At 52.9% G+C, this 24,586-nt stretch carries 26 protein-coding genes; 21 read left to right on the top strand and 5 right to left on the bottom strand.

Translation table 11 applies throughout. From position 1 onward, the window contains the following. Positions 1-60 precede the first annotated feature (60 nt). Positions 61-399 (bottom strand): opacity family porin, encoded by a 339-nt coding sequence (locus tag Q3O06_RS03830; RefSeq protein ID WP_301817790.1) that lies wholly within the window; start codon positions 397-399, stop codon positions 61-63. Between the two features lie 300 nt (positions 400-699). On the opposite strand from Q3O06_RS03830, the gene Q3O06_RS03835 reads away from it, so the two are divergent. The 8 genes from Q3O06_RS03835 (at position 700) to Q3O06_RS03870 (ending at position 7,588) form a co-directional block, all read left to right on the top strand. Beyond that, a complete protein-coding gene (locus tag Q3O06_RS03835) occupies positions 700-1,932 on the top strand; it encodes a multidrug effflux MFS transporter (protein ID WP_079887570.1) in 1,233 nt (410 codons plus the stop codon). 38 nt (positions 1,933-1,970) lie between these two features. Further along, positions 1,971-3,098, top strand: coding sequence for a prephenate dehydratase (gene pheA, locus Q3O06_RS03840; protein ID WP_301817791.1), 1,128 nt, complete (start codon positions 1,971-1,973; stop codon positions 3,096-3,098). A 36-nt stretch (positions 3,099-3,134) separates the two neighbouring features. Then, entirely contained in the window at positions 3,135-3,875 is a 741-nt protein-coding gene (recO, locus tag Q3O06_RS03845) for a DNA repair protein RecO (protein ID WP_301817792.1), read from the top strand. 60 nt (positions 3,876-3,935) lie between these two features. Further along, the gene (gene pdxJ / locus Q3O06_RS03850) at positions 3,936-4,664 is read left to right on the top strand and encodes a pyridoxine 5'-phosphate synthase (RefSeq protein WP_301817793.1); all 729 of its coding nucleotides are present in this window, start codon (positions 3,936-3,938) and stop codon (positions 4,662-4,664) included. A gap of 49 nt (positions 4,665-4,713) precedes the next feature. Then, positions 4,714-5,091 carry a holo-ACP synthase gene (gene acpS / locus Q3O06_RS03855; RefSeq protein WP_301817794.1) on the top strand — a complete coding sequence of 126 codons (378 nt, stop codon included), beginning with the start codon at positions 4,714-4,716 and terminating at the stop codon, positions 5,089-5,091. An 81-nt stretch (positions 5,092-5,172) separates the two neighbouring features. After that, positions 5,173-5,982 carry an NUDIX domain-containing protein gene (locus Q3O06_RS03860; protein ID WP_301817795.1) on the top strand — a complete coding sequence of 270 codons (810 nt, stop codon included), beginning with the start codon at positions 5,173-5,175 and terminating at the stop codon, positions 5,980-5,982. Then, positions 5,975-6,397, top strand: coding sequence for a hypothetical protein (locus Q3O06_RS03865; protein WP_003754236.1), 423 nt, complete (start codon positions 5,975-5,977; stop codon positions 6,395-6,397). Before Q3O06_RS03860 ends, Q3O06_RS03865 begins: the two co-directional genes overlap by 8 nt. Before the next feature lie 48 nt (positions 6,398-6,445). After that, entirely contained in the window at positions 6,446-7,588 is a 1,143-nt protein-coding gene (locus tag Q3O06_RS03870; RefSeq protein ID WP_301817796.1) for a THUMP domain-containing class I SAM-dependent RNA methyltransferase, read from the top strand. A 57-nt stretch (positions 7,589-7,645) separates the two neighbouring features. Here Q3O06_RS03870 and Q3O06_RS03875 read toward each other — a convergent pair whose 3' ends face one another. Further along, positions 7,646-8,896: an N-acetylmuramoyl-L-alanine amidase gene (locus Q3O06_RS03875; protein WP_301817797.1), complete on the bottom strand. Its 1,251-nt coding sequence runs from the start codon at positions 8,894-8,896 to the stop codon at positions 7,646-7,648. Next, a complete protein-coding gene (gene tsaE / locus Q3O06_RS03880) occupies positions 8,893-9,354 on the bottom strand; it encodes a tRNA (adenosine(37)-N6)-threonylcarbamoyltransferase complex ATPase subunit type 1 TsaE (RefSeq protein ID WP_301817798.1) in 462 nt (153 codons plus the stop codon). The genes Q3O06_RS03875 and tsaE overlap by 4 nt, the downstream gene beginning before the upstream one ends. Positions 9,355-9,554: 200 nt before the next feature. On the opposite strand from tsaE, the gene murI reads away from it, so the two are divergent. Continuing rightward, positions 9,555-10,367, top strand: coding sequence for a glutamate racemase (gene murI / locus Q3O06_RS03885; RefSeq protein ID WP_002223465.1), 813 nt, complete (start codon positions 9,555-9,557; stop codon positions 10,365-10,367). 442 nt (positions 10,368-10,809) lie between these two features. Beyond that, positions 10,810-10,944, top strand: coding sequence for a hypothetical protein (locus Q3O06_RS03890; protein WP_301005278.1), 135 nt, complete (start codon positions 10,810-10,812; stop codon positions 10,942-10,944). 556 nt (positions 10,945-11,500) lie between these two features. On the opposite strand, the gene Q3O06_RS03895 is transcribed toward Q3O06_RS03890, so the two are convergent. Continuing rightward, positions 11,501-12,643 carry an extracellular solute-binding protein gene (locus tag Q3O06_RS03895; protein WP_301817799.1) on the bottom strand — a complete coding sequence of 381 codons (1,143 nt, stop codon included), beginning with the start codon at positions 12,641-12,643 and terminating at the stop codon, positions 11,501-11,503. Between the two features lie 303 nt (positions 12,644-12,946). Between Q3O06_RS03895 and rpsT the strand changes: the two genes are divergently transcribed. The 5 genes from rpsT (at position 12,947) to Q3O06_RS03920 (ending at position 17,661) form a co-directional block, all read left to right on the top strand. After that, positions 12,947-13,210, top strand: coding sequence for a 30S ribosomal protein S20 (gene rpsT, locus Q3O06_RS03900; RefSeq protein WP_002212556.1), 264 nt, complete (start codon positions 12,947-12,949; stop codon positions 13,208-13,210). A 159-nt stretch (positions 13,211-13,369) separates the two neighbouring features. Beyond that, entirely contained in the window at positions 13,370-14,518 is a 1,149-nt protein-coding gene (locus tag Q3O06_RS03905) for a phospholipase A (protein WP_301817800.1), read from the top strand. A 141-nt stretch (positions 14,519-14,659) separates the two neighbouring features. Further along, positions 14,660-15,361 (top strand): DUF502 domain-containing protein, encoded by a 702-nt coding sequence (locus tag Q3O06_RS03910; protein ID WP_301817801.1) that lies wholly within the window; start codon positions 14,660-14,662, stop codon positions 15,359-15,361. Between the two features lie 57 nt (positions 15,362-15,418). Further along, positions 15,419-17,227: an aspartate--tRNA ligase gene (gene aspS / locus Q3O06_RS03915; RefSeq protein WP_300905912.1), complete on the top strand. Its 1,809-nt coding sequence runs from the start codon at positions 15,419-15,421 to the stop codon at positions 17,225-17,227. A 149-nt stretch (positions 17,228-17,376) separates the two neighbouring features. Further along, entirely contained in the window at positions 17,377-17,661 is a 285-nt protein-coding gene (locus tag Q3O06_RS03920) for a PepSY domain-containing protein (RefSeq protein ID WP_301817802.1), read from the top strand. A gap of 78 nt (positions 17,662-17,739) precedes the next feature. Here the strand turns inward: Q3O06_RS03920 and Q3O06_RS03925 are convergent, their stop codons facing one another. Then, complete coding sequence (locus Q3O06_RS03925; protein ID WP_301817803.1) at positions 17,740-18,762, bottom strand: L,D-transpeptidase; 1,023 nt, start codon at positions 18,760-18,762, stop codon at positions 17,740-17,742. A 63-nt stretch (positions 18,763-18,825) separates the two neighbouring features. Here Q3O06_RS03925 and rlmD point away from each other — a divergent pair, with 63 nt between their 5' ends. The 6 genes from rlmD to Q3O06_RS03955 all read left to right on the top strand — a co-directional run bounded on the left by rlmD (position 18,826) and on the right by Q3O06_RS03955 (position 24,519). Beyond that, positions 18,826-20,157, top strand: coding sequence for a 23S rRNA (uracil(1939)-C(5))-methyltransferase RlmD (rlmD, locus tag Q3O06_RS03930; protein ID WP_301817804.1), 1,332 nt, complete (start codon positions 18,826-18,828; stop codon positions 20,155-20,157). Positions 20,158-20,409: 252 nt separating this feature from the next. Continuing rightward, positions 20,410-21,828: a tetratricopeptide repeat protein gene (locus tag Q3O06_RS03935; RefSeq protein ID WP_301817805.1), complete on the top strand. Its 1,419-nt coding sequence runs from the start codon at positions 20,410-20,412 to the stop codon at positions 21,826-21,828. A gap of 19 nt (positions 21,829-21,847) precedes the next feature. Further along, on the top strand, positions 21,848-22,945 hold the full coding sequence (locus Q3O06_RS03940; RefSeq protein WP_301817806.1) for a response regulator: 1,098 nt from the start codon (positions 21,848-21,850) through the stop codon (positions 22,943-22,945). Between the two features lie 11 nt (positions 22,946-22,956). After that, positions 22,957-23,493: a GTP-binding protein gene (locus tag Q3O06_RS03945; RefSeq protein WP_301817807.1), complete on the top strand. Its 537-nt coding sequence runs from the start codon at positions 22,957-22,959 to the stop codon at positions 23,491-23,493. Position 23,494: 1 nt separating this feature from the next. Next, on the top strand, positions 23,495-24,139 hold the full coding sequence (locus Q3O06_RS03950) for a hypothetical protein (RefSeq protein WP_003710371.1): 645 nt from the start codon (positions 23,495-23,497) through the stop codon (positions 24,137-24,139). A gap of 20 nt (positions 24,140-24,159) precedes the next feature. Then, positions 24,160-24,519: a roadblock/LC7 domain-containing protein gene (locus Q3O06_RS03955; protein ID WP_003710368.1), complete on the top strand. Its 360-nt coding sequence runs from the start codon at positions 24,160-24,162 to the stop codon at positions 24,517-24,519. The last annotated feature ends 67 nt before the right edge of the window (positions 24,520-24,586 follow it).

Raw genomic sequence — 24,586 nt, forward strand, 5'->3', positions numbered from 1 at the left:
TGATTATTGATTTTTGGCGAAACCATTTGATCATATGACAAGATGTGTATCTACCTTAACTTAATGATTTTGATAAAAATCATTAGGGGATTCATCAGCATAAGGTTTGACGATGGAATTGGTGTTGAAGTCTTTGATGACGGCAACGCCTGCGCCTTGGAGTGTGGCGGTAGTGTCGTCAATTTTGTCGCGGACGCGGTAGTAGTCTGCGGCAATACGCATATCGCCGGCATCGAAGCCGACGGAAACGCGAGGGAGGAAATTGTTGGATGTTTCGCCATCGTAGCGGATGGAGGAAAGACCCGTGTCACCTTGTACATAAACGCCCGGCTGGTTGTCGGCGGCAAATGCGGCAGTGGGGAGGGCAAGCACGGTTAATGCAGTAAGGAGTTTTTTCATTTCTCGATTCCTAAAAATGTTCAAAATTTTCTGAATATCGGAATCCGTTGGGGAATCCGTTAGGGAATCCGTTAGGGAATCCGTTGGGAAATCCGTTGGGAAATCCGTTGGGAAATCCCATTTCATTATACAATATTTTTCAAATTTTTGCCTGTTTTCGGCTTTTTTGTCGTTCCGGTTCGTCCGGTTTTGCCGGGGGCTTTTGTTGCCGCCTGTTTGTGCCGGTGTGTTAAAATTTTCTGCTTCCGCGTATTGTGTTTTCCGCCGCCGGGCGGTTTGTTTGCGAATCGGAGAGAATTTATGCCTTCTGCCCATTATCCTGAAATGAACGAAAAACTGATGGCGGTTTTGATGGCGATGCTGGTCGCGCTGATGCCGTTTTCCATCGATGCCTACCTGCCCGCGATTCCCGAAATGGCGCAGTCGCTGGGTGCGGATGTCCACCGTATCGAACAGAGCCTGAGTTTGTTTATGTTCGGCACGGCGTTCGGGCAGGTGGTCGGCGGTTCGGTGTCCGACATCAAAGGGCGCAAACCCGTCGCCCTGACCGGTTTGATTGTATATTGCCTTGCCGTTGCCGCCATCGTATTTGTTTCGAGTGCCGAACAGCTCCTTAACCTGCGTGCGGTACAGGCGTTCGGCGCAGGCATGACTGTGGTCATCGTCGGCGCGATGGTGCGCGATTATTATTCAGGGCGGAAAGCCGCCCAGATGTTCGCCCTCATCGGCATTATCCTGATGATTGTGCCGCTTGTCGCGCCCATGGTCGGCGCGGTATTGCAGGGCTTGGGCGGCTGGCAGGCGATTTTCGTTTTCTTGGCGGCTTATTCGCTGGTGTTGCTCGGTTTGGTGCAGCATTTCCTGCCCAAACCCGCCGCCGGCGGCAAAATCGGCAGGGATGTGTTCGGGCTGGTGGCAGGGCGGTTCAAACGTGTTTTGAAAACATGCGCCGCCATGGGGTATCTGTTTTTCCAAGCATTCAGTTTCGGCTCGATGTTTGCTTTTTTGACCGAATCGTCCTTCGTGTACCAGCAGCTTTACCGCGTTACGCCGCATCAATACGCTTGGGCGTTTGCGCTCAACATCATCACGATGATGTTTTTCAACCGTATTACCGCGTGGCGGCTTAAAACCGGCGCGCATCCGCAAAGCATCCTGCTGTGGGGGATTGTCGTCCAGTTTGCCGCCAACTTGTCCCAACTCGCCGCCGTGCTGTTTTTCGGGTTGCCCCCGTTTTGGCTGCTGGTTGCGTGCGTGATGTTTTCAGTCGGTACGCAGGGTCTGGTCGGTGCGAACACGCAGGCATGCTTTATGTCTTATTTCAAAGAAGAGGGCGGCAGCGCAAATGCCGTATTGGGTGTATTCCAATCTTTAATCGGCGCGGGGGTAGGTATGGCGGCAACCTTCTTGCACGACGGTTCGGCAATCGTGATGGCGGCAACGATGACCGCGTCCACCTCTTGCGGCATTGCGCTTCTGTGGCTCTGCTCGCATCGTGCGTGGAAAGAAAACGGGCAAAGCGAATACCTTTAACGGAAAATGCCGTCTGAAACCGTTTCAGACGGCATTTGATGTTAGAATGCACGATAAATCACCATTCAGACAAAATCATGTCCCACCACATCGACGAACTCCTCCTTCCCCACCGCAACGCCATCGACACCATCGATGCGGAAATCCTGCGCCTGCTCAACGAACGCGCGCAACACGCACACGCCATCGGCGAACTGAAAGGTACGGGCGCGGTATACCGTCCGGAGCGCGAGGTTGCCGTGTTGCGCCGTATTCAGGATTTGAACAAAGGCCCGCTGCCCGACGAATCCGTCGCCCGCCTGTTCAGGGAAGTGATGAGCGAGTGCCTCGCCGTAGAACGCCCGCTGACCATCGCCTATCTGGGACCGCAGGGTACGTTTACCCAACAGGCGGCGATTAAGCATTTCGGTCATGCCGCACACACTATGGCGTGTCCGACCATAGACGACTGCTTCAAACAGGTTGAAACGCGTCAGGCGGATTATCTGGTCGCACCCGTGGAAAATTCGACCGAAGGCTCGGTCGGCCGCACGTTAGACCTGCTTGCCGTTACCGCATTGCAGGCTTGCGGCGAAGTCGTCTTGCGCATACACCACAACCTTCTGCGTAAAAACAGCAGCAGTACCGAAGGCATCACCAAAGTATTTTCGCACGCACAGGCGTTGGCGCAGTGCAACGATTGGCTGGGCAGACACCTTCCCAACGCCGAGAGGGTGGCGGTCTCCAGCAATGCCGAAGCCGCACGGCTGGTTGCTGAATCGGAAGACGGTACGGTTGCCGCCATTGCCGGGCGTACTGCGGCGGAAATCTACGGACTTAGCCCCGTTGCCGAGTGTATTGAGGATGAGACGAACAACACCACGCGCTTCCTGGTTATGGGTCATCATGAAACCGGTGCCGGTGGCAGCGACAAAACCTCGCTGGTCGTTTCCGCACCCAACCGGGCAGGCGCGGTTGCCTCGCTGCTGCAACCCCTGACCGAATCAGGTATTTCCATGACCAAGTTTGAGAGCCGTCCGAGCAAATCCGTTTTGTGGGAATACCTGTTCTTTATCGATATCGAGGGACACCGGACGGATGACAAGGTTCAGACGGCATTAAAACAGTTGGGCGGGCGCGCTTCGTTCGTCAAAATCATCGGTTCGTATCCGACTGCCGTTTTGTAGTTGCGGCAGCGTTCAGACGGCATTTCCCCAACGATTATGTCCGAATACCGAGTCAACCACGAACCCGTTTTTATGCTGGCATCTTCGCCTTGGCGCGAAAGCAGCCTGTGGGTTGAAGCATTCAGCCGCCGTTACGGGCGTGTGGCTTTGCTGGCGCGCAGCGCGCGCAAACGGCAGAGCGAGCTGCGCGGCGTATTGGTTCCGTTCGTCCCTGTCAGCGTGTCGTGGTACGGCAGTCAGGAACTCAAAACCCTTCACCGCGCCGAATGGGTCGGCGGTTGGCGGCAGCCGCAGGGCAGGGCGTTGTTTGGCGGATTGTATGTGAACGAGCTGGTTTTAAAACTGACCGCGCGCGAAGATCCCATGCCTGAGTTATACGATGCATTGGCTGAAGTGATGAAGGCAGTCTGCTGCGAGGTAGACCACATTGCCGATTTGCGCCGCTTCGAATGGAAGCTGCTCAATGCCTTGGGCGTTGCCCCCGATTTGCATACGGACGGAGAGGGCAGGGAAATCCAGTCCTCCGCCAGATACTGTATCAGACCGGAAGAAGCAGTCATGCCCGTAGGCAGGGAATGTGTTTTGCCGTCTGAAACCGTCATTATTGCCGACGGGCAGAGCCTGATTGATTTGCAGACGGGCAGTTTCGGCAGTGCGCAAAGCCTTCAGGATGCCCTGAAAATCACACGGCTGCTGACAGGCAGCCTGCTTCCTGAAGGGGTGAAGTCGAGGCAGGTGTTGGAACAGATACGGCAGTTTGACCGTCGTGCAATATAGGTGCCGACGCAGCGTACCGGTATGCTGCAAAATAAAAAATCGAAGAGGAAAGGAAACATCATGCTTTTAGGTGTCAACATCGATCACATCGCCACCGTCCGCAATGCCCGTGGCACGACCTATCCCAGTCCTGTGGAAGCGGCATTGGTCGCGGAAACACACGGTGCGGATTTGATTACCATGCACCTGCGCGAAGACCGCCGCCACATTAAAGACGCGGACGTGTTCGCCGTCAAAAACGCCATCCGCACGCGCCTGAACCTTGAAATGGCACTGACCGAAGAAATGCTTGAAAACGCGCTTAAAGTGATGCCGGAAGACGTGTGCATCGTGCCGGAAAAACGGCAGGAAATCACGACCGAAGGCGGTTTGGACGTATTGGCGCAACAGGAAAAAATCGCCGAATTCACCAAAATCCTGACCGACGCGGGCATACGTGTGTCCTTGTTTATCGATGCCGACGACAGGCAAATCCAAGCCGCCTATGATGTCGGTGCGCCCGTTGTCGAGCTGCACACCGGCGCGTATGCCGACGCACAAAGCCACGCCGAACAACTCAAGCAGTTCGAGCGTCTGCAAAACGGCGCGCATTTCGCCGGCGATTTGGGCTTGGTCGTCAACGCCGGACACGGACTGACCATACACAACGTTACCCCCATCGCCCAAATCCTCGCCATCCGCGAGCTGAACATCGGGCATTCGCTGATTGCCCAAGCCCTCTTCCTCGGACTGCCCGAAGCCGTGCGCCAAATGAAGGAGGCGATGTTCAGGGCAAGGCTGCTGCCGTAAGGGCAGGCAAACCGTTTCAGACGGCATTTTACGACAAAGGAGCGCAAATATGATTTACGGCATCGGTACAGACATCGTTTCCCTCAAGCGCATCATCCGCTTAAACAAAAAATTCGGACAGGCGTTTGCCGGGCGCATCCTCACTCCGGAAGAGCTGCTTGAATTTCCGCAGGCGGGCAAACCCGTCAACTACCTTGCCAAACGCTTTGCCGCCAAAGAAGCCTTTGCCAAAGCCGTCGGCACGGGCATACGCGGCGCGGTTTCCTTCCGCAACATCGGTATCGGGCACGACACATTGGGCAAACCCGAATTTTTCTATGCCCCCGCCCTGTCCAAATGGCTGGAGGAACAAGGCATCAGCCGCGTCAGCCTCAGCATGAGCGACGAAGAAGACACCGTATTGGCATTTGTCGTTGCCGAAAAATAATGCCGTCTGAAATGCGGCAAACCCGTTGACGGCATTGCCCGTCCCTCATTTGCACTCCGACCGACCAACCGCATACCCGCCATGATCCAAGACACCCGCCCCCTTATCCGCGTCGTTGCCGGCATCCTGCTCAACCGAGACGGCGACTACCTGCTCAGTTCCCGCCCCGAAGGTAAACCCTATGCCGGATATTGGGAATTTGCCGGTGGCAAGGTCGAAGCGGGCGAAACCGACTTCCAAGCCTTGCAACGCGAGTTTGAAGAAGAACTCGGCATCCGCATCCTCGCCGCCACGCCTTGGCTGACCAAAATCCATTCCTACGAACACGCGCATGTCTGCCTGAAATTCTTATGGGTCAACCCCGACCAATGGACGGGCGAACCGCAATCCCGCGAAGGGCAGGAATGGTCTTGGCAGAAGGCGGGTGATTTTACCGTTGCCCCCATGCTGCCTGCCAACGGTGCGCTTTTGCGTTCGCTGTCCGTCCCGCGCCGTTTGTACGGCAGCCTGAAAACGGGTTTGCACGGTGAAAACAGTATGGGCGCGTACCGCGTCCTGCCTTTGGGTTCGGCAGAGGGAAGCGGTGCGAACGTTTTGATGGAGGCGGCGCAATGGCAGGACAGGCCCGAACACGCCGATAGCGTGTGGATGATGGTGCAGACCCGCGAACAATGGCGGCAGGCGCAGGAAAAGGGCGCGGATGTGGTCGTGTGGCGGGTCGGTAATGCCGCACAAGCCGCAGCGGTGGACGAAGTGTTGAAGCACGGCGTATCCGTGCCGCTGGTCGTTGCCGCCGACGTTCAGACGGCATCGCATTACGGCGGGCAATGGCTGGCGGCGGGCGCACACGCCGTGTTGGCCGATGAAAAAATGGGGAACGGAAATGGCTAAAAACCGCAAATTACTGCTTGCCGCATTGCTGCTGATTGCCTTTGCCGCCTTCAAGCTCGTTTTGTTGCAATGGTGGCAGGCGCAGCAGCCGCAAGCCGTGGCGGCGCAATGCGATTTGACCGAAGGTTGCACGCTGCCGGACGGAAGCCGTGTCCGCGCCGCCGCCGTTTCAACCAAAAAACCGTTTGATATTTATATCGAACACGCGCCTGCCGGCACGGAACAGGTCAGCATCAGCTTCAGTATGAAAAATATGGATATGGGTTTCAACCGCTATATGTTCGAGCGGCAACCGTCGGGGACTTGGCAGGCAGTACGCATCCGCCTGCCCGTCTGTGTCGAAGGCAGGCGCGATTTTACGGCGGACATTACAATCGGCAGTCGGACATTTCAGACGGCATTTACCGCCGAATAAACCTTTCAATCCGCCATTGCCGGAACATCCGTCCGGAAAGGACACGCTATGAATACTTTATATACACTTTTCGCCACCTGCCCGCGCGGCTTGGAAACCGTTTTATCTCAAGAACTCGGAAGCCTCGGCTGTACCGATGTTCAAGCGTTTGACGGCGGCGTTTCCTGCCGGGGCGGATTGGAACAGGCCTACGCCGCCAACCTGCACTCGCGCACCGCCAGCCGTATCCTGCTGCGTCTGACCAAAGGCACATACCGCAATGAGCGCGACATCTACAAACTTGCCAAAAACATCAACTGGTTCAACTGGTTTACCTTGCAGCAGACGTTCAAAGTCACAGTCGAGGCAAAGCGTGCCAACGTTAAGAGCATCCAATTTGTCGGTTTGACCGTCAAAGATGCCGTCTGCGACGCTTTCCGCGACATTTACGACGCACGTCCGAGCGTGGACAAAGCCGCGCCCGATGTCCGCATCCACGCCTTTTTGAACGAACGCAATGTCGAAATCTTCATCGACACTTCGGGCGAAGCCCTGTTCAAACGCGGCTACCGCCTGGATACCGGCGAAGCACCGCTGCGCGAAAACCTTGCCGCCGGACTGCTGCTCTCGGCAGGCTACGACGGCACGCAGCCGTTTCAAGATCCGTTTTGCGGCAGCGGCACGATTGCTATCGAAGCCGCTTGGATTGCCGCCCGCCGCGCGCCGGGTATGATGCGCCGCTTCGGTTTTGAGAAACTGCAAAATTTCGATAAAACGCTGTGGACAGATTTGCGCCGCCGCGCCGAAGCGCAAACCCGCCCCGTCCGCGCCCCGATTTCGGGCAGCGACAACGACCGCCGCATCGTTCAGACGGCATTGGACAACGCACGCAGTGCCGGGGTGGACGACATCGTTTCCTTCAGCGTTGCCGACGCGCAGTCCGTCCGGCCGAACGGCGAAAACGGCATTATGGTGTCCAATCCGCCCTACGGCGTGCGCCTTGAGGAAGTCCGCGCTTTGCAGGCACTTTATCCGCAACTGGGGACGTGGTTGAAAAAACACTATGCCGGCTGGCGGGTTAGCATGTTTACCGGCGACAGGGAAATGCCCAAATTCATGCGCCTGTCGCCAAAACGTAAAATCCCGCTTTACAACGGCAACATCGACTGCCGCCTGTTTCTGATTGATATGGTGCAGGGATCGAACCGTTGAGGAAAGTGTACAAAAATGCCGTCTGAAAAATGTTCAGACGGCATTTATTTTTCGGAATCAACCCCGCTTCAATACGGAAGTGTTGATGTAGCGTTGGACACCTGAGGCAATGGATTGGGCGCACTGCCTGCGGAAGGATTCGCTGCCCAGCAGCTTCTCTTCGGCAGGGTTGGACAGGAAGGCGGTTTCGACCAAGATAGACGGCATATCGGGCGCGCGCAAAACGGCGAAATTGGCTTCGTCCACCCTGCCTTTGTGCAGATGGTTGAGCCTGCCCAATTCTTCAAGCACCAGTTTGCCGAGTTTGCGGCTGTCGCGCAGCGTGGCGGTTTGGGTCATATCGAGCAGGGCGGTATCGACGTTGCGGTTGCCGCTGGTCGGTACGCCGCCGACCGCGTCGGCATTGTTTTGCGTCTGTTCCAAAAATTTGGCGGCGGAGCTGGTTGCGCCTTTGGTGTTCAACATATAAACCCCTGTGCCGCGCGCGGAGGGGCTGGTGAAGGCATCGGCGTGGATGGAGACAAATACGTCCGCCCGCCGTGCGCGCCCTTTGGCGACACGCACGCCCAAAGGGATGAACACGTCTTCGTTGCGCGTCATAAAGACGTTGTAACCCAAGGCTTCCAATTGCTTTTTGGTTTCGCGGGCGATGGAGAGGACGACGTGTTTTTCCTGCAAACCGCCCGAGCTGACGGCACCGGGGTCTTCGCCGCCGTGTCCGGGGTCGATCATAATGACGGGCCTGCGCCCGTTTCTGCCGCGCCCGGGTTGGGGCGTGGTGTTTTGGGCGAGGTCGGCTTCCGGAGAGCCGCGCAGGGTTTTGTTCAGGCTGCCGTTAAGCAGCGCCATCATCGGATCGTCGGCATCCATCCCGTGCGGATAGAGGTCGACGACGAGCCGGTTTTTAAAGCCGCCGACGGGCGGAAGCGCGAAGACTTGTGCGTGGGTGGGCTGTTTCAGGTCGATGACGAGGCGGACGGTGGTCGGTGTGTTCTGACCCGCGCGTATGCTGCGGATAAAGGGATCGTCCGCCATAACCTTCTGAGACAGTCCGTGCAATACGGTATTGATGTTCGCGTTTTGTATATCGACGACCAGCCTGCTTGGGTTGTCGAGCGCGAAGTGCTGGTATTTGAGCGCGGCGGTGCTTTCCAGCGTCAGGCGGGTGTAGGTGTGCGACGGCCATATCCGTGCGGCAGTGAATTGTGGTGCGCGCACAGTTTTGGCAACGGCGGATGCGATAGGGGTCAGGGCGAACAGTGTGCCGGCGGTACGGCGGATGATTTGTCTTCGTGTCAGTTTGGTCATAGCGGCAGGCTTTCGCGTCCTCGTTCGGTATGGGCGGTCAGCAGGCATTTTCTGCCGTCGCCGCCGTGTGTCAATGTTGCGGTGATGTCGGCAGGCGGCGTAAATTCCCCGCCCTGTTGCGGCCATTCGATCAGGCAGACGCTGTTTGCGGCAAACAGTTCGTCCAATCCGGCATCTTCCCATTCTTCGGGCGTGGTGAAACGGTAGAGGTCGAAATGATGCAGGGTAAAAGGTTTCAGCGGATAGGATTCGACGATGGCGTAAGTCGGGCTTTTGACCGGTCCCCGATGACCGAGTCCGCGCAGGATTCCGCGTGTCAGTGTGGTTTTCCCCGCGCCTAAATCTCCCTCGAGATAAATGACCAGGGGTGCGTTTAAACGGGAAGACCATGCTTCACCCAAATCGAGTGTGGCGGCTTCATCGGCAAGGAATCGGGAGATGGAGGGTAAATCAGACATGGAAACGGTTTGTTGTAAGGTTGGGGGTATTATGGGCAGTTTTGCAGGTTTTGCAAATTTTGCACCCGAGGGGCGGATGCTTCCTGTCCGAGCATTATAACAGCCAAATACGCGTTCTGCTTTCAGACGGCATGGCTGTCAAGAAAAAGCGGCGCGTGTACAATACGCGGATTGTATGTTTAGGACAGATTGGAAAAAGGATGGAAAATATCGGCAGGCAGCGACCCATCGGCGTTTTTGACTCGGGAATCGGCGGTTTGACCAATGTGCGCGCACTGATGGAGCGGCTGCCGATGGAGAACATCATTTATTTCGGCGACACGGCGCGCGTGCCTTACGGGACGAAATCTAAGGCGACCATCGAAAATTTCTCGATGCAGATTGTCGATTTTCTGCTGGAACACGATGTTAAGGCGATGGTTATCGCGTGCAATACGATTGCGGCGGTGGCGGGGCAGAAAATCCGCCAAAAGACGGGCAATATGCCGGTTTTGGATGTGATTTCCGCCGGCGCGAAAGCCGCGCTGGCAACGACGCGCAATAATAAAATCGGCATTATCGCCACCAATACGACAGTTAACAGCAATGCCTATGCGCGCGCCATCCATAGGAACAACCCCGATACGCTCGTCCGCACGCAGGCTGCGCCGCTGCTTGTCCCTTTGGTGGAGGAAGGTTGGTTGGAACACGAAGTTACCCGCCTGACCGTATGCGAATACCTCAAACCATTGCTTGCAGACGGCATCGATACGCTGGTGTTAGGCTGCACGCACTTTCCCTTGCTCAAGCCCTTAATCGGCAGGGAGGCGGGCAATGTCGCGTTGGTTGATTCTGCAATTACGACTGCCGAAGAAACCGCACGCGTCCTTGCTCAGGAAGGATTGCTCAATACCGACAACAACAATCCCGACTACCGTTTTTACGTCAGCGATATTCCTTTGAAATTCAGAACCATCGGCGAGCGTTTTCTGGGTAGGACGATGGAGCAGATTGAAATGGTGTCTTTGGGGTAGCGGCAGGTACGGACGGAAACCGTCCCCGTCCGCGCCATCCGCATACGCACCTGCAACGCCCTGCCGTATTAAACGCCCCGTCTCCGCAAATGCCGTCTGAAAGGCTTCAGACGGCATTTTTTACACAACTCCCACCGTTTCCCATCCTTCTCGATACACTGTAATCTCGAAACCCGTCATTCCCGCGAAAACAGAAAATCAAAAACAGAAACCTCAAATCCCGTCATTCCCGCGCAGGCGGGAATCTAGACATTCAATGCTAAGGCAATTTCTCGGAAATGACTGAAACTCAAAAAACTGGATTCCCACTTTCGTGGGAATGACGGGATATAGGTTTCCGTGCGGACGCGTTCGGATTCCCGCCTGCGCGGGAATGACGGGATTTTGGTGTATTCCCTACATTTAGCTTGGAAATGAAGTTTTAAACGTCCAAACGCCGCAAATGCCGTCTGAAAGGCTTCAGACGGCATTTTTTACACAATTCCCACCGTTTCCCATCATCCCCTACAATACCGTAATCTCGAAACCCGTCATTCCCGCGAAAAAGGCGGGCGTAGGATGTGCAGCGTGGGCATAGGGCAGGCTGCAAGGCAGGTGTAGGGCTGGCTGTAGGGTGGGCTGAAGCCCACCCTACAGCCCACCCTACGGCTCGCTGAAATTTCGTCATTCCCGCGCAGGCGGGAATCTAAGTTTGTCGGTGCGGAAACTTATCGGATAAAACGGTTTCTTTAGATTTTACGTTCTAGATTCCCGCCTGCGCGGGAATGACGGGATGTAGGTTTCTGTGCGGACGTGTTCTAGATTCCCACTTTCGTGGGAATGACGGGATTTCAGTTTGCGGATTGATTTGAAGTTGCAAAATCCCAACGGACCGGATTCCCGCTTTCGCGTTTCAAAGTTACGGCGTTATCGGAAAAACAGAAAATCAAAGCTGCGAGGATTTATTTAAAACAACCGAATTTCAACGAACCGGATTTTCGCCTGCGCGGCGGCGGAAGGTTTTTTGTTTTTCCTGACAAATGTCCGCAGTCTGAAATTCCGGCCGCCGGCATAACGGTATAAATATTTTCTATTTGAATCCAATATAAAATGCCGTCCGAACGATGTTCGGACGGCATTTTTAATGCTTCAAATCAGTTGGTGCCGACTTTGATTTTCTGCCACAGGCTGACTGACAGTTTTTTCGCATCCGCGCTCATTTGCGGCATCACGAAACCGTCTTTCATATCCTGCTCGTTCGGGAAGATGGAACGGGTGTTCACCAGTTCGGCAGGCATTTTTTCGCGCGCCGGTTTGCTGGCGGGGGCGAAGGTTACGGCGATGCCGTTTTTCGCCGCGATTTCGGGGTCGAGCGTGTAGTTGATGTATTTGTGGGCATTGGCGACGTTTTTCGCATCGGTGGGAATCAGCCAAGACTCAATCCAGAAGCCCATACCTTTTGGTGTCAGCACTTCGATGCCGACGTTGTTTTTCACTTCTTCGGAACGTGCTTTCGCCAAGTTCAAATCGCCGCCGTTGCCTGCCGCCAGGCAGATGTCGCCGCGCGCCAGCTCGTCGATGATGGACGGGCTGAAACGTTTGACATCCGGACGGATAGACTTCAACACTTCCGCCGCCGCCTTCAAATCTTCAGGATTCGAGCCTTTGGGGTCTTTGCCCAAGTAGTTCAGCAAAATCGGGAACATTTCGCTCGGGGTGTCCCACAGGGCGATGCCGCAGGATTTCAGCTTGTGGGTGTATTCGGGTTTGAACAGCAAATCCCAGCCGTTTTCGGGCAGCTTGCCGCCCAAAAGCTCTTTGCCTTTCGCCGTAATCGCAATCGTGTTCACGCCGGAGAAATAGGGGACGGCATACTGGTTGCCCGGGTCGGCGGTTTCCAGCATTTTCAAGAGTTCGGGATCGATGTTTTTATAGTTGGGAATCAGGTCTTTGTTGACTTTTTGATACGCGCCCGCCTCGATTTGGCGCGGCAGGAAGGCGATGCCCGGCACAACCAAATCGTAACCGGATTTGCCGGTCAGCATTTTGGCTTCCAGCGTTTCGTTGTTTTCGTACAAGTCGTAAGTCAGCTTCAGATTGTTGGCTTTTTTAAAGTCTTCGACCGTACTCTCGTCAACATAGTTCGACCAGTTGTAGATGTTCAGAGTATCGGTGGCAGCGGCTTCGGCATTGGCAGCAGACGCAGCGTCTGCTTGAGGTTGCACGGCGTTTTTTTCGCTGCCGCCGCAGGCTGCCAGAGACAGCGCGGCCAAAACGGCTAATACGGATTTTTTCATACGGGCAGATTCCTGATGAAAGAGGTTGGAAAAAAAAGAAATCCCCGCGCCCCATCGTTACCCCGGCGCAAGGTTTGGGCATTGTAAAGTAAATTTGTGCAAACTCAAAGCGATATTGGACTGATTTTCCTAAAAAATTATCCTGTTTCTAAAAGGGGAGGAAAACGGCCGCCCGATTTTGCCGTTTTTTTGCGTTGTCAGGGTGTCCGACGGGCGGATAGAGAGAAAAGGCTTGCATATAATGTAAACCCCCTTTAAAATTGCACGTTTACAGAATTTATTTTTCTTTCAGGAGATTCCAATATGGCAAACAGCGCACAAGCACGCAAACGTGCCCGCCAGTCCGTCAAACAACGCGCCCACAACGCTAGCCTGCGTACCGCATTCCGCACCGCAGTGAAAAAAGTATTGAAAGCAGTCGAAGCAGGCGATAAAGCTGCCGCACAAGCGGTTTACCAAGAGTCCGTCAAAGTCATCGACCGCATCGCCGACAAGGGCGTGTTCCACAAAAACAAAGCGGCACGCCACAAAAGCCGCCTGTCTGCAAAAGTAAAAGCCTTGGCTTGATTTTTGCAAAACCGCCAAGGCGGTTGATACGCGATAAGCGGAAAACCCTGAAGCCCGACGGTTTCGGGGTTTTCTGTATTGCGGGGGCAAAATCCCGAAATGGCGGAAAGGGTGCGGTTTTTATCCGAATCCGCTATAAAATGCCGTCTGAAAACCAATATGCCGACAATGGGGGTGGAGATGAATACACGGAATATGCGCTATATCCTTTTGACAGGACTGTTGCCGACGGCATCCGCTTTTGGAGAGACCGCGCTGCAATGCGCCGCTTTGACGGACAATGTTACGCGTTTGGCGTGTTACGACAGGATTTTTGCGGCACAGCTTCCGTCTTCGGCAGGGCAGGAAGGGCGGGAGTCGAAAGCCGTACTCAATCTTACGGAAACCGTCCGCAGCAGCCTGGATAAGGGCGAGGCGGTCATTGTTGTTGAAAAAGGCGGGGATGCGCTTCCAGCCGACAGTGCGGGCGAAACCGCCGACATCTATACGCCTTTGAGCCTGATGTACGACTTGGACAAAAACGACCCGCGCGGGCTGTTGGGCGTACGCGAACACAATCCGATGTACCTTATGCCGGTTTGGTACAACAGTTCGCCCAACTATGCTCCGGATTCGCCGACGCGCGGTACGACTGTACAGGAAAAATTCGGACAGCAGAAACGTGCGGAAACCAAATTGCAGGTTTCGTTTAAAAGCAAAATTGCCGAAGATTTGTTTAAAACCCGCGCGGATCTGTGGTTCGGTTATACGCAGAAATCAGACTGGCAGATTTACAACCAAGGCAGGAAATCCGCGCCGTTCCGCAATACCGATTACGAGCCTGAAATCTTCCTGACCCAGCCTGTGAAGGCAGACCTTCCCTTTGGCGGCAGGCTGCGTATGTTTGGTGCGGGTTTTGTCCACCAGTCCAATGGGCAAAGCCGTCCCGAATCGCGTTCGTGGAACAGGATTTACGCCGTGGCTGGGATGGAGTGGGGCAAATTGACGGTAATTCCGCGCGTGTGGGTGCGTGCGTTCGATCAGAGCGGCGATAAAAACGACAATCCCGATATTGCCGATTATATGGGGTATGGCGATGTGAAAGTTCAGTACCGTTTGAATGACAGGAAGAATGTGTATTCCGTATTGCGCTACAACCCCAAAACGGGTTACGGCGCGATTGAAGCCGCCTACACGTTTCCGATTAAGGGCAAACTCAAAGGCGTGGTACGCGGATTCCACGGTTACGGCGAGAGCCTGATCGATTACAACCACAAGCAAAACGGTATCGGTATCGGGTTGATGTTCAACGACTGGGACGGCATCTGAATGCTGTTTCAGACGGCATATCAAGTTGCCGTGCCGTCTGAAGCCGCCGGCGGTTTGGCGGGGCGGGATAAAAAATTCGTTTGAATCCGGGCAAACGCGTATAATGTGCGGTTTGTACGGACTTTGTCGGAATCAAGCAAGATGACGGAACCTGCGGCCGAAGGCGGTAAAACTGCCAAGGCGTTAAAAAAATATCTGATTACAGGCATTTTGGTCTGGCTGCCGATTGCGGTAACGGTTTGGGTGATTTCCTATATCGTTTCCGCGTCCGACCAGCTCGTCAACCTGCTGCCGAAGCAATGGCGGCCGCAATATGTTTTGGGGTTTAATATCCCGGGGCTGGGCGTTATCGTTGCCATTGCCGTATTGTTTGTAACCGGATTGTTTGCCGCCAACGTATTGGGCCGGCAGGTTCTCGCCGCGTGGGACAGCCTGTTGGGGCGGATTCCGGTTGTCAAATCCATCTATTCGAGTGTGAAAAAAGTATCCGAGTCCCTGCTGTCCGACAGCAGCCGTTCGTTTAAAACGCCGGTACTCGTGCCGTTCCCCCAATCGGGTATTTGGACAATCGCATTCGTGTCCGGGCAGGTGTCGAATGCGGTTAAGGTCGCATTGCCGCAGGATGGCGATTATCTTTCCGTGTATGTCCCGACCACGCCCAACCCGACCGGCGGTTACTATATTATGGTTAAGAAAAGTGATGTGCGCGAACTCGATATGAGCGTGGACGAAGCGTTGAAATATGTGATTTCGCTGGGTATGGTCATCCCTGACGACCTGCCCGTCAAAACATTGGCAGGACCTATGCCGTCTGAAAAGGCGGAGTTGCCCGAACAACAATAAAGCCGCCGTTCAGACGGCATTTTCTGTTTTCAGTTTAAATTAATAAAAGGTGATTTTATGCGTACCAACTATTGCGGCTTGATCAGCGAGCAATACTTAGACCAAACCGTAACCGTCAAAGGCTGGGTACACCGCCGGCGCGACCACGGCGGTGTGATTTTTATCGACCTGCGCGACCGCGAAGGCATCGTCCAAGTCGTGATCGATCCCGATACGCCCGAAGCATTTGCCGCTGCTGACTCTTCCCGCAACGAATACGTTTTGAGCATTACCGGCCGCGTACGCAACCGTCCCGAAGGTACGACCAACGACAAAATGATTTCCGGCAAAATCGAAATCCTCGCCAAAGAAATCGAAGTCTTGAACGCCGCCGCTACGCCTCCGTTCCAAATTGACGACGAAAACATCAGCGAAAACGTGCGCCTGACCAACCGCGTTATCGACCTGCGCCGCCCTGTGATGCAGCGCAACCTGCGTCTGCGTTACCAAGTCGCTATGGGCGTTCGCCGTTATCTCGACGCGCAAGGCTTCATCGACATCGAAACACCGATGCTGACCCGCTCCACGCCCGAAGGCGCACGCGACTACCTCGTACCAAGCCGCGTCCATCCGGGCGAATTCTTCGCGCTGCCGCAATCGCCGCAATTATTCAAACAACTGTTGATGGTGGCAGGTTTCGACCGTTACTACCAAATCACTAAATGTTTCCGTGACGAAGACTTGCGTGCCGACCGTCAACCTGAATTCACCCAAATCGACTTGGAAACCTCGTTCCTGAACGAGGATGAAATTATGGACATCACCGAAGGTATGGCGAAACAAGTCTTCAAAGATGCCTTGAATGTAGATCTGGGCGACTTCCCACGTATGCCTTACTCTGAAGCCATGTTTTACTACGGCTCTGACAAACCGGATATGCGTATCAACTTGAAATTTACCGAGCTGACCGACCTGATGAAAACGGAAGAATTTAAAGTTTTCCGTGGCGCAGCCGACATGAAAGGCGGCCGCGTAGTCGCTCTGCACGTACCGAACGGCGCGAAATTCAGCCGCAAAGAAATCGACGAATACACCAAATTTGTCGGCATCTACGGCGCAAAAGGTTTGGCGTACATCAAAGTGAACGATGTCAGCAACCTCTCAAACGGCGAAGACAGCGGCCTGCAATCTCCAATCGTGAAATTCCTGTCCGAAAACGCCCTGAAAGAAATCATCGAGCGCACCGGCGCGCAAAACGGCGACATCATCTTCTTCGGCGCAGACAAAACCAAAGTCGTGAACGAAGCCATCGGCGCATTGCGTATCAAAGTCGGCTTGGAACATGGCAAAGACAACGGCTACTTCACAGACGAATGGAAACCTTTGTGGGTTGTCGATTTCCCAATGTTCGAATACGACGAAGAAGCCGACCGCTACGTAGCCGTACACCATCCGTTTACCGCGCCTAAAGAAGGTCATGAAGACCTGATGGTTTCCGACCCTGCAAACTGCCTGGCCCGTGCCTACGATATGGTATTGAACGGCTGGGAAATCGGCGGCGGCTCTATCCGTATCCATCGTGCAGACGTACAAGAGAAAGTGTTTGCTGCGCTGAAAATCAGCCCTGAAGAGCAACAAGAGAAATTCGGCTTCCTCTTGGACAACCTGAAATTCGGTGCGCCTCCTCACGGCGGTTTGGCATTCGGTCTCGACCGTCTGGTTACCCTGATGACTGGCGCCGAATCTATTCGCGACGTGATTGCCTTCCCGAAAACACAACGTGCACAATGTCTGCTGACCAACGCGCCCAACAGCGTGGACGACAAGCAGTTGCGCGAATTGAGCCTGCGCCTGCGCCAAAAGGCGGCCGAAACCAAAGAAGCATAAGGAAAACAGAGCCGTTTGACGGCTCTGTTTTTTCAGACGGCATTTACGCTTCTTAACTTCCTGCTAATTCAAACCTAATTTTGCTGTGTTTTAATGGCGGCATTGAAAAACACATCTTGTTCAATAAGTCGATTAAGAAAGGACTGGAAATGAAAAAACTGTTATTGGCTGCCGTTGTTTCCCTGAGTGCCGCTGCTGCATTTGCCGGCGACTCTGCCGAGCGTCAGATTTACGGCGATCCCCATTTTGAACAGAACCGCGTAAAAGCTGTGAAAATGTTGGAACAGCGCGGTTATCAAGTTCACGATGTCGATGCCGACGACCACTTGGGCAAACCTGTTTTGGAAGTGGAAGCCTATAAAGACGGCCGCGAATACGACATCGTGTTGTCTTACCCCGACCTGAAAATCATCAAAGAGCAGCTCGATCGCTGATTCCTTTGATGGAAAGATGAACCAAAATGCCGTCTGAAGCGTTCAGACGGCATTTTGTTTTCCGGTGGGGAGACGGATTTAGAACAGCGAATCAAACGGTTCGGAAGCAGTATTTTTAAAAGTTTCAGTTTCTGCCTGAGGTACGGATTCGGTAACCGATTCGACATCGGCCGGCGGCAGGGCGGGAATGGGGTGGACGATTTGAACCGGAGGTTGTTCGGCAGCTTGGGGAACCGGCTGTTCGACAGGGTTAACCCGGGTAATTTCTGGCTTAGGTGCTTCAGCTTGGCTGTATGAGGAAGAACCCTGTATCCACGCCAGCGATTTGAGCGGCATCTTCATCTTGCCGTTTTTTCCGCAGGTCAGACAGACGGGCGCGCCGGTACGTGCTTTAAGTACGGCATCGATTTTATCGGATGCGATGGTTTTACCCTGTGTTTTTGCCCATTGCCCGATGCTTTTTTTCAGGGATGCGGTGTCAAGGTTGTTTTTGCCGTAGGGGTCGCGGAAGGCGGCAAGCCACAGGTTGCGATCCGCATCTTCATTGAGGCCTGCCATTTGATAGATGACGGAGGCAGGCGAGCCGCTGGCGATGGTTTTGGCAAACTCGAGCGCGTCGGGCGATTTCATGCGGACGCAGCCGTGACTCCGAACCCCGGGGACGCTGGCCGGCGCATTGGTTCCGTGTATGCCCAAACCGAGTTTCGGGTCTCCTAAGCGGACAAAAACCGGCCCCAAAGGGTTGTCCGGGCCGGCGGCTATGGTTTTTACGCCGTCGCCGCGTTCTTTCTGTATGGATTTGGGGATGTGCCATACTGGATTGTAGGCTTTCGCCCCGATTTTATGTTCGCCTAGATTGGTTTGTGTCATCGCCCGACCTACTGCAACGGGATAAACCTTGGTCAGTTTGCCGTCGGTGTAGAGGAACAGGCGTTGCTGAGGGATGTTAATGAAGACATGTTGACCTTGTGCGACGGGGGAGACATCGGGAATGACGGTGTTTGCGTATGAAAAACCGCTTATCAATAGTGCGGCAGTGAGGCAGATTGTTTTATTCATATCAAAATATGGTGTGTGTCCGATAGGTTTTCGGCAAATCATACCTGAAACCGTACCAATTTGTGCGAAAATATGCGCTTCGGTACAGTGCGGACGGATTGAGTGATGGCAACGGAAACAAATGTCGCGGAAATTTCCGCCTTGGATTATGAAGGCAGGGGTGTGGCAAAGGTTGGCGGCAAAACGGTTTTTATTAAAGGGGCATTGCCGTCTGAAAGAGTCGGTTTTCGGATTGTCAGACAGAAAAAGCAGTTTGACGAAGCGGAAACAGTAGCGATATTCAAAGTTTCGGATGAGCGTACCGTCCCGCAGTGCCGTTATTTTGAACGCTGCGGCGGTTGTTCCCTGCAACATATTTCTCCGACAGCGCAGGTGGCGTTCAAACAAAGGATGATGGAAGAGCAGCTCGAGCGTATCGGCAAGGTCAAACCGAAGCAGATATTGCCGCCGATTTACGGACATGTATGGCATTATCGGGACAGGGCGCGGTTCAGTGTGTCATTAGACAAACTATGCCGTCTGAAACTGGGGTTTCAGACAAAGAAAACGAATGATGTGGTGGATATTTCGTCATGTATGCTGATTCCGAAGCCGGTTTCGGACAAACTGCCCGCCATCAGGGGGCTTTTGCAGGATTTGGCGGATGTGGGAAGTGTTGCCCGGTTTGCCGAGTTTTATCGCGGCAGTGAAATCACCGTATTGAACATCGCGTTCAAAAGCAAACTTCGGCAGAACGAAGAAAACCGGATTCGGCAGTGGTTTGATTCGGAATTGTCGGACGGCTGGCAGGTTTGGCTGCAAATCGAAGGGGGCGTATCGCAACCGTTTTATCCCAAAACAGACAAAACATTAAAATATACATTACCTGAGTTCGGCATTGAAATGCCGTTCCGTCCGGGAGATTTTACACAAATCAATACCGATACCAACCGGCTGATGGTTTCACGTGTCGTGAAAATGCTCGACATACGGCGGGGCGAAAGGATTGCCGACCTGTTTTGCGGTTTGGGCAATTTCAGTCTGCCGATGGCAAAAAGCGGGGCGGATGTGGTCGGCATCGAAGGTGCAGAAAATCTAGTCGGGCGCGCCCGGCAAAATGCACGGTTAAATGGTTGCGGCGGACAGACAGACTTTATTACCGCCAACCTCTTTGATTGCACCGAAAAGACAGTCGCCTCTTGGGGAAGGTTTGACAAAATGCTGATAGATCCTCCCAGAAGCGGTGCGTATGAAGTCGTCAAATCGCTGCATACACCCTACCTTCCGCAAAAAATCGTTTATGTATCCTGCAACCCTTCCACTTTGGCACGGGATGCGGGCGTGTTGGTTGAAAAAGGCTATATACTCAGCGGGGCAGGGATAATGAATATGTTTGCCCAGACATCTCATACCGAGTCTGTCGCCGTATTCGATTTGTTGCCGCAAACAGGAAAATAAATTTTTGAAAATCAAAGGCAAAGACTAATTAAGGAAGGGGAGCAAACAGATAGTGCCCGACAAATACATTTAAACGTATAAAACATAAAAGGTCATATGGCAAGGCTTGTGCAGAAGGCATATTGTCAAACGTTAAATTATGGTATGATTTGAAACTTACAAGTCTATTTCAGTAAATCGTTAATAATAAAAGCGGACAATTGCCGTTGCAGGCAGTCAGCTATCCGCTCGTTACGGTATCGGGAGTATCCTTTGGAAAACTCATTAATTATCGGTCTGGCACTGGCGGTATTGCTGGTGCTTTTGGTTATGCGTGCGAAGCAGGGTAAGAAAACATCGAAGCGCAAATCCCAAGGTGTCGGCAATACGCAGGGGCAGCCGCCCGGAAGCAATGATTCGGACTGGGTCGATCAGGTTGACCAATCGGTTTCAGACGGCACGCAGACGGGATTTTCTTGGAATGAGAGCGCCGAGACCGCATCTGCGGCAGTATCCGCGCAAGAAGTCGATCCGCTGACGGAATATCAGGTTTATAAGCAGTTCGGTTATCAGGGCAAGGCTGCCGAGTCTTTGGCTGCCTATTTGGACGGCATTCCGGACGGGGAGGAAAAACCTGAAAACCTTATCTTGGAATTGCTCGATGCCAATCTTGAAGCAGGAAATACGGATACTTTGGCAGACAATCTGCAAAAATACGGCAAACTGATCCCTTCCGAACTTTTGGCAAAATATATCGAACAGGCATTACAGCGCGATCCCAACCATTTGCGTATCCGCGTCTTGGCAGAAGAAGGTTTGGGATGGGGCATTCAGGAGATTGAAAAACGCGCGGAAGGCGGTTCTGCGACGGCAGCTTCCGCATCGCCCCAGCCGGATGCCGGCGGTAAGGCTTATGGAGCCGAAGAAATCAAGCGCATCCCGATTGTGCGGGGCAAAAAAGACGTGTCCGAAATCAGCCAAGAGGAAATCGGTGCGATTGCCGGTCTGGTTCGCGCCGATCAAGGTGCGAAAATCCTTAAAGACAAAGTCAGCTACGAAACGGCATCGAAACAATACGACCGCGCCATCCAAACTTCCGAAAAGCCTGCAAACCTGATTATCGATGCGTTGAAACTCGATTACCAACACGCGGACATAGACCGTTTTGCCGGACATTTGTGGAAGCTTTACCAAACGTTGGGCAACTACGGCAGGCAGGTTAAAGAGCGGATGCTGGGTTGGGGGTACAGCCTGGGTTACCATGAAGTTTTCGATGATTTGGAAAAGGGGCCGAACGACCAGCAAATCAAAGACATCGGTATGGGGCACGGATATCTGCCGAAAAATATACAGAAATTCAAAGCGCAACATCGGGATTTGGTACTTCAAGATTCTTCATTGATCAACACCGGTTCGTCTCCGGCAGACGATGCGGTTAAAGAAGTAGAGTCGTTGCTGATGTATGGTCAGATTGAAGCGGCAATGGATGTGTTGGAGCAGGCGGTATTGAAATATCCCGACGAGTCACAGCTTTATATTACGTTGATCGATATTTATGAACGTACTGAAGATTGGGATAGGTTGGGGCAGTTTTTAAGGGTATTGAGGGAACGTGCGGACAGGCTTCCTGAAGAAGTCGTTATGCTGATGAGCCGGCTGCTGCAGCGTATGAATCAAAATATAAAAAAATAAAACGGTACGGAAAATAAAAATGGAAGTTCAACTGCCGAAAATTAAAACAGTACGCGTAATGTTGGCGGGGATGACGGCGCAGCAGGAATCCGTTTTCAAAATGGCATTCAAAATGCACAATACCACCCGTTATGAAACAGTATCCCCTTCAGACGGCAGTGTCGTGCCCGATTTGGTTTTGGCGGATACCGATGCCGAGGGCGGTTTTGAACTTTGGAAAGAGCTTGCCGAGCGTTATAAGGATATACCCGTTGCCGTCTGTTCGGAGAAAGTTCCCGATTCTGAAGTTCCCTACCTGCCCAAACCGATTCGGTTTGAAACATTGTTTCCTATGCTCCGCAAGTTGTTGCAGGGCGAGAATGTTTATGGGAAATCGTTTATTGCACCCGCAGACCGGTCGGCGAAAAACAACGGGAATGTGCAGCGTACGGTTACGATACGCCGGTTTAACCCGAATAAAGGATTATTGGGGGCGTTGCGGTTTGCGGAAAAGAACAGGCGGGACATCGCTATCTTGCATGGAAATAAGCCGGTCCTTATTGTTTTCCCCTCGATACAACGGGTTTTGCTGACAGAAAGTGTGCAAAAACTCGAAGAATTGTGCAAAGACGAAAATTTGCAGGTCAGTTGCAAGACTGTTCCCGATAACCCGCAATGGCGCGAAAAGGCTAAAGTAGGCATTATGTCCTGTATGTGGCAATTTTCCATTTGGACGGCGCAGGGCAGGTTGATTTATCCGATTTCTCCCGATACTCCGTTTACGTTGAAATCTTGGCCAAACCTGACCCGGTTGGCAAATGTGCCGGGGTCGATACGCTTGTCGGCATTTCTGACCAAGGCATCCGTCAACCTTAACGTATTGTATAAAGTGATGCCTTTAAACCTCAATGATATTCTGAATTATCTTGCGGCAACCTATACGACCGGGTTTTTGTCGGTAGATTTAAAAACGGTTTCACAACAGGCATACTCCGATATGGCGGATAAAATAAATATCGGGGCCGATTTTGCCTCTGATAGTGAAATGGTGAAAAAAGCGGAAAAAATCACGACACCATCCCAATCCCAGCCGCGCGGCCTTCTTCAAAGGCTGATGAAAAAACTGTTGGGCAGCTAAGAGGCGGAGAGATGAGAGAAAATAAAATTATTTTCACAGGACCTGTCGGCGTAGGGAAAACCACTGCCATTGCGGCTATTTCGGACGAAGCACCCGTCCAGACCGATGCTTCCGCATCCGATATGACTTTGGATAGGAAAAGGAATACGACAGTGGCGATGGACTACGGGGTCATCAGCTTGGATGAGGATACCAAAGTCCATTTATATGGTACGCCCGGTCAGGAACGGTTCAACTTTATGTGGGAAATCTTAAGCCAAGGCAGTATGGGTTTGGTCTTGCTTTTAGATAATGCCCGAACCAACCCGTTGAAAGATTTGGAATTCTTTTTACATTCGTTTCGAGGGCTGCTGGAGAAGGCACCCGTCGTTATCGGTATTACCAAGATGGATATACGCTCTCAGCCCGGTATCGACGTGTATCACAAATATCTTGCAAAACATAATCTTAATGTTCCGGTTTTTGAAATTGATGCCCGTAAGGAAGATGACGTAAAACAATTGGTTAGCGCAATGTTATTTTCTATTGATCCGGGACTGGAGGTTTAATATGGAATCAACACTTTCACTACAAGCAAATTTATATCCCCGCCTGACTCCTGCCGGTGCATTTTATGCCGTATCCAGCGATACCCCCAGTGCCGGTAAGACCTTGTTGCACAGCCTGTTGAAAGCGGATGCGGACGAAGTGGTCAGCAGTGAGAAGCTGCTCGCCTGGGCGGACACCGCCGACATCGATACCGCTTTGAACCTGTTGTACCGTTTGCAAAAACTCGAATTTCTCTATGGCGATGAAAACGGTCATTCAGACGGCATCAATCTGTCGGACGAGCAATTGCCGTTGCTGATGGAACAATTGTCCGGCAGCGGTAAGGCATTATTGGTCGATCGGAACGGCCTGTATCTTGCCAACGCCAATTTCCATCATGAGGCGGCGGAAGAGTTGGGGTTGTTGGCGGCAGAAGTCGCACAGATGGAAAAGAAACACCGGCTGCTGATTAAGAACAACCTGTATATCAACAATAACGCTTGGGGCGTTTGCGACCCTTCCGGTCAGAGCGAATTGACATTTTTCCCATTGTATATCGGTTCAACCAAATTTATTTTGGTTATCGGCGGCATACCCGATTTGAGCAAAGAGGCATTTGTTACTTTGGTCAGGATTTTATACCGCCGTTACAGTAACCGTGTGTAAAACTTGGGATAGGAGGGTTTATGCAGCAATTATTAATTTCGGTTTTGGAAGACTTGAACAACACATCTCCGGATATTGTCGCATCTGCCGTTATCTCAACCGACGGATTGCCGATGGCGACAATGCTTCCTTCACATTTGAATTCGGACAGGGTAGGGGCGATTTCTGCCACTTTGCTTGCTTTAGGCAGCCGTTCGGTGCAAGAACTCGCCTGCGGGGAATTGGAACAAGTGATGATTAAAGGAAAATCAGGCTATATCCTTTTAAGTCAGGCGGGTAAAGATGCCGTGTTGGTGCTGATGGCAAAAGAAACCGGCAAACTTGGTTTAATCCTATTGGATGCCAAACGGGCGGCAAGACATATTGCGGAAGCCATATAACATATAAAGATTGCGGGCTTGCAGATAAAGTGCAATCGATTGTAAATTTATATTGACACGTTCGGTA

This window comes from Neisseria maigaei, assembly GCF_958267405.1.
Lineage (GTDB): Bacteria > Pseudomonadota > Gammaproteobacteria > Burkholderiales > Neisseriaceae > Neisseria > Neisseria bergeri.

What these genes read in the sequence shown, in the direction of transcription:
- Q3O06_RS03920 (WP_301817802.1), top strand. Translation starts at nt 17,377, where the DNA reads ATGAAAAAACTGTTATTGGCTGCCGTTGTTTCCCTGAGTGCCGCTGCT.
- Q3O06_RS03925 (WP_301817803.1), bottom strand. Translation starts at nt 18,762, where the DNA reads ATGATTTGCCGAAAACCTATCGGACACACACCATATTTTGATATGAAT.
- acpS (WP_301817794.1), top strand. Translation starts at nt 4,714, where the DNA reads ATGATTTACGGCATCGGTACAGACATCGTTTCCCTCAAGCGCATCATC.
- Q3O06_RS03835 (WP_079887570.1), top strand. Translation starts at nt 700, where the DNA reads ATGCCTTCTGCCCATTATCCTGAAATGAACGAAAAACTGATGGCGGTT.
- recO (WP_301817792.1), top strand. Translation starts at nt 3,135, where the DNA reads ATGTCCGAATACCGAGTCAACCACGAACCCGTTTTTATGCTGGCATCT.
- rpsT (WP_002212556.1), top strand. Translation starts at nt 12,947, where the DNA reads ATGGCAAACAGCGCACAAGCACGCAAACGTGCCCGCCAGTCCGTCAAA.
- Q3O06_RS03890 (WP_301005278.1), top strand. Translation starts at nt 10,810, where the DNA reads ATGCCGTCTGAAAGGCTTCAGACGGCATTTTTTACACAATTCCCACCG.
- Q3O06_RS03865 (WP_003754236.1), top strand. Translation starts at nt 5,975, where the DNA reads ATGGCTAAAAACCGCAAATTACTGCTTGCCGCATTGCTGCTGATTGCC.
- pheA (WP_301817791.1), top strand. Translation starts at nt 1,971, where the DNA reads ATGTTAGAATGCACGATAAATCACCATTCAGACAAAATCATGTCCCAC.
- Q3O06_RS03860 (WP_301817795.1), top strand. Translation starts at nt 5,173, where the DNA reads ATGATCCAAGACACCCGCCCCCTTATCCGCGTCGTTGCCGGCATCCTG.
- Q3O06_RS03830 (WP_301817790.1), bottom strand. Translation starts at nt 399, where the DNA reads ATGAAAAAACTCCTTACTGCATTAACCGTGCTTGCCCTCCCCACTGCC.
- Q3O06_RS03905 (WP_301817800.1), top strand. Translation starts at nt 13,370, where the DNA reads ATGCCGACAATGGGGGTGGAGATGAATACACGGAATATGCGCTATATC.
- tsaE (WP_301817798.1), bottom strand. Translation starts at nt 9,354, where the DNA reads ATGTCTGATTTACCCTCCATCTCCCGATTCCTTGCCGATGAAGCCGCC.
- pdxJ (WP_301817793.1), top strand. Translation starts at nt 3,936, where the DNA reads ATGCTTTTAGGTGTCAACATCGATCACATCGCCACCGTCCGCAATGCC.
- Q3O06_RS03895 (WP_301817799.1), bottom strand. Translation starts at nt 12,643, where the DNA reads ATGAAAAAATCCGTATTAGCCGTTTTGGCCGCGCTGTCTCTGGCAGCC.
- Q3O06_RS03940 (WP_301817806.1), top strand. Translation starts at nt 21,848, where the DNA reads ATGGAAGTTCAACTGCCGAAAATTAAAACAGTACGCGTAATGTTGGCG.
- aspS (WP_300905912.1), top strand. Translation starts at nt 15,419, where the DNA reads ATGCGTACCAACTATTGCGGCTTGATCAGCGAGCAATACTTAGACCAA.
- Q3O06_RS03945 (WP_301817807.1), top strand. Translation starts at nt 22,957, where the DNA reads ATGAGAGAAAATAAAATTATTTTCACAGGACCTGTCGGCGTAGGGAAA.
- Q3O06_RS03870 (WP_301817796.1), top strand. Translation starts at nt 6,446, where the DNA reads ATGAATACTTTATATACACTTTTCGCCACCTGCCCGCGCGGCTTGGAA.
- Q3O06_RS03875 (WP_301817797.1), bottom strand. Translation starts at nt 8,896, where the DNA reads ATGACCAAACTGACACGAAGACAAATCATCCGCCGTACCGCCGGCACA.
- murI (WP_002223465.1), top strand. Translation starts at nt 9,555, where the DNA reads ATGGAAAATATCGGCAGGCAGCGACCCATCGGCGTTTTTGACTCGGGA.
- Q3O06_RS03950 (WP_003710371.1), top strand. Translation starts at nt 23,495, where the DNA reads ATGGAATCAACACTTTCACTACAAGCAAATTTATATCCCCGCCTGACT.
- Q3O06_RS03955 (WP_003710368.1), top strand. Translation starts at nt 24,160, where the DNA reads ATGCAGCAATTATTAATTTCGGTTTTGGAAGACTTGAACAACACATCT.
- rlmD (WP_301817804.1), top strand. Translation starts at nt 18,826, where the DNA reads ATGGCAACGGAAACAAATGTCGCGGAAATTTCCGCCTTGGATTATGAA.
- Q3O06_RS03910 (WP_301817801.1), top strand. Translation starts at nt 14,660, where the DNA reads ATGACGGAACCTGCGGCCGAAGGCGGTAAAACTGCCAAGGCGTTAAAA.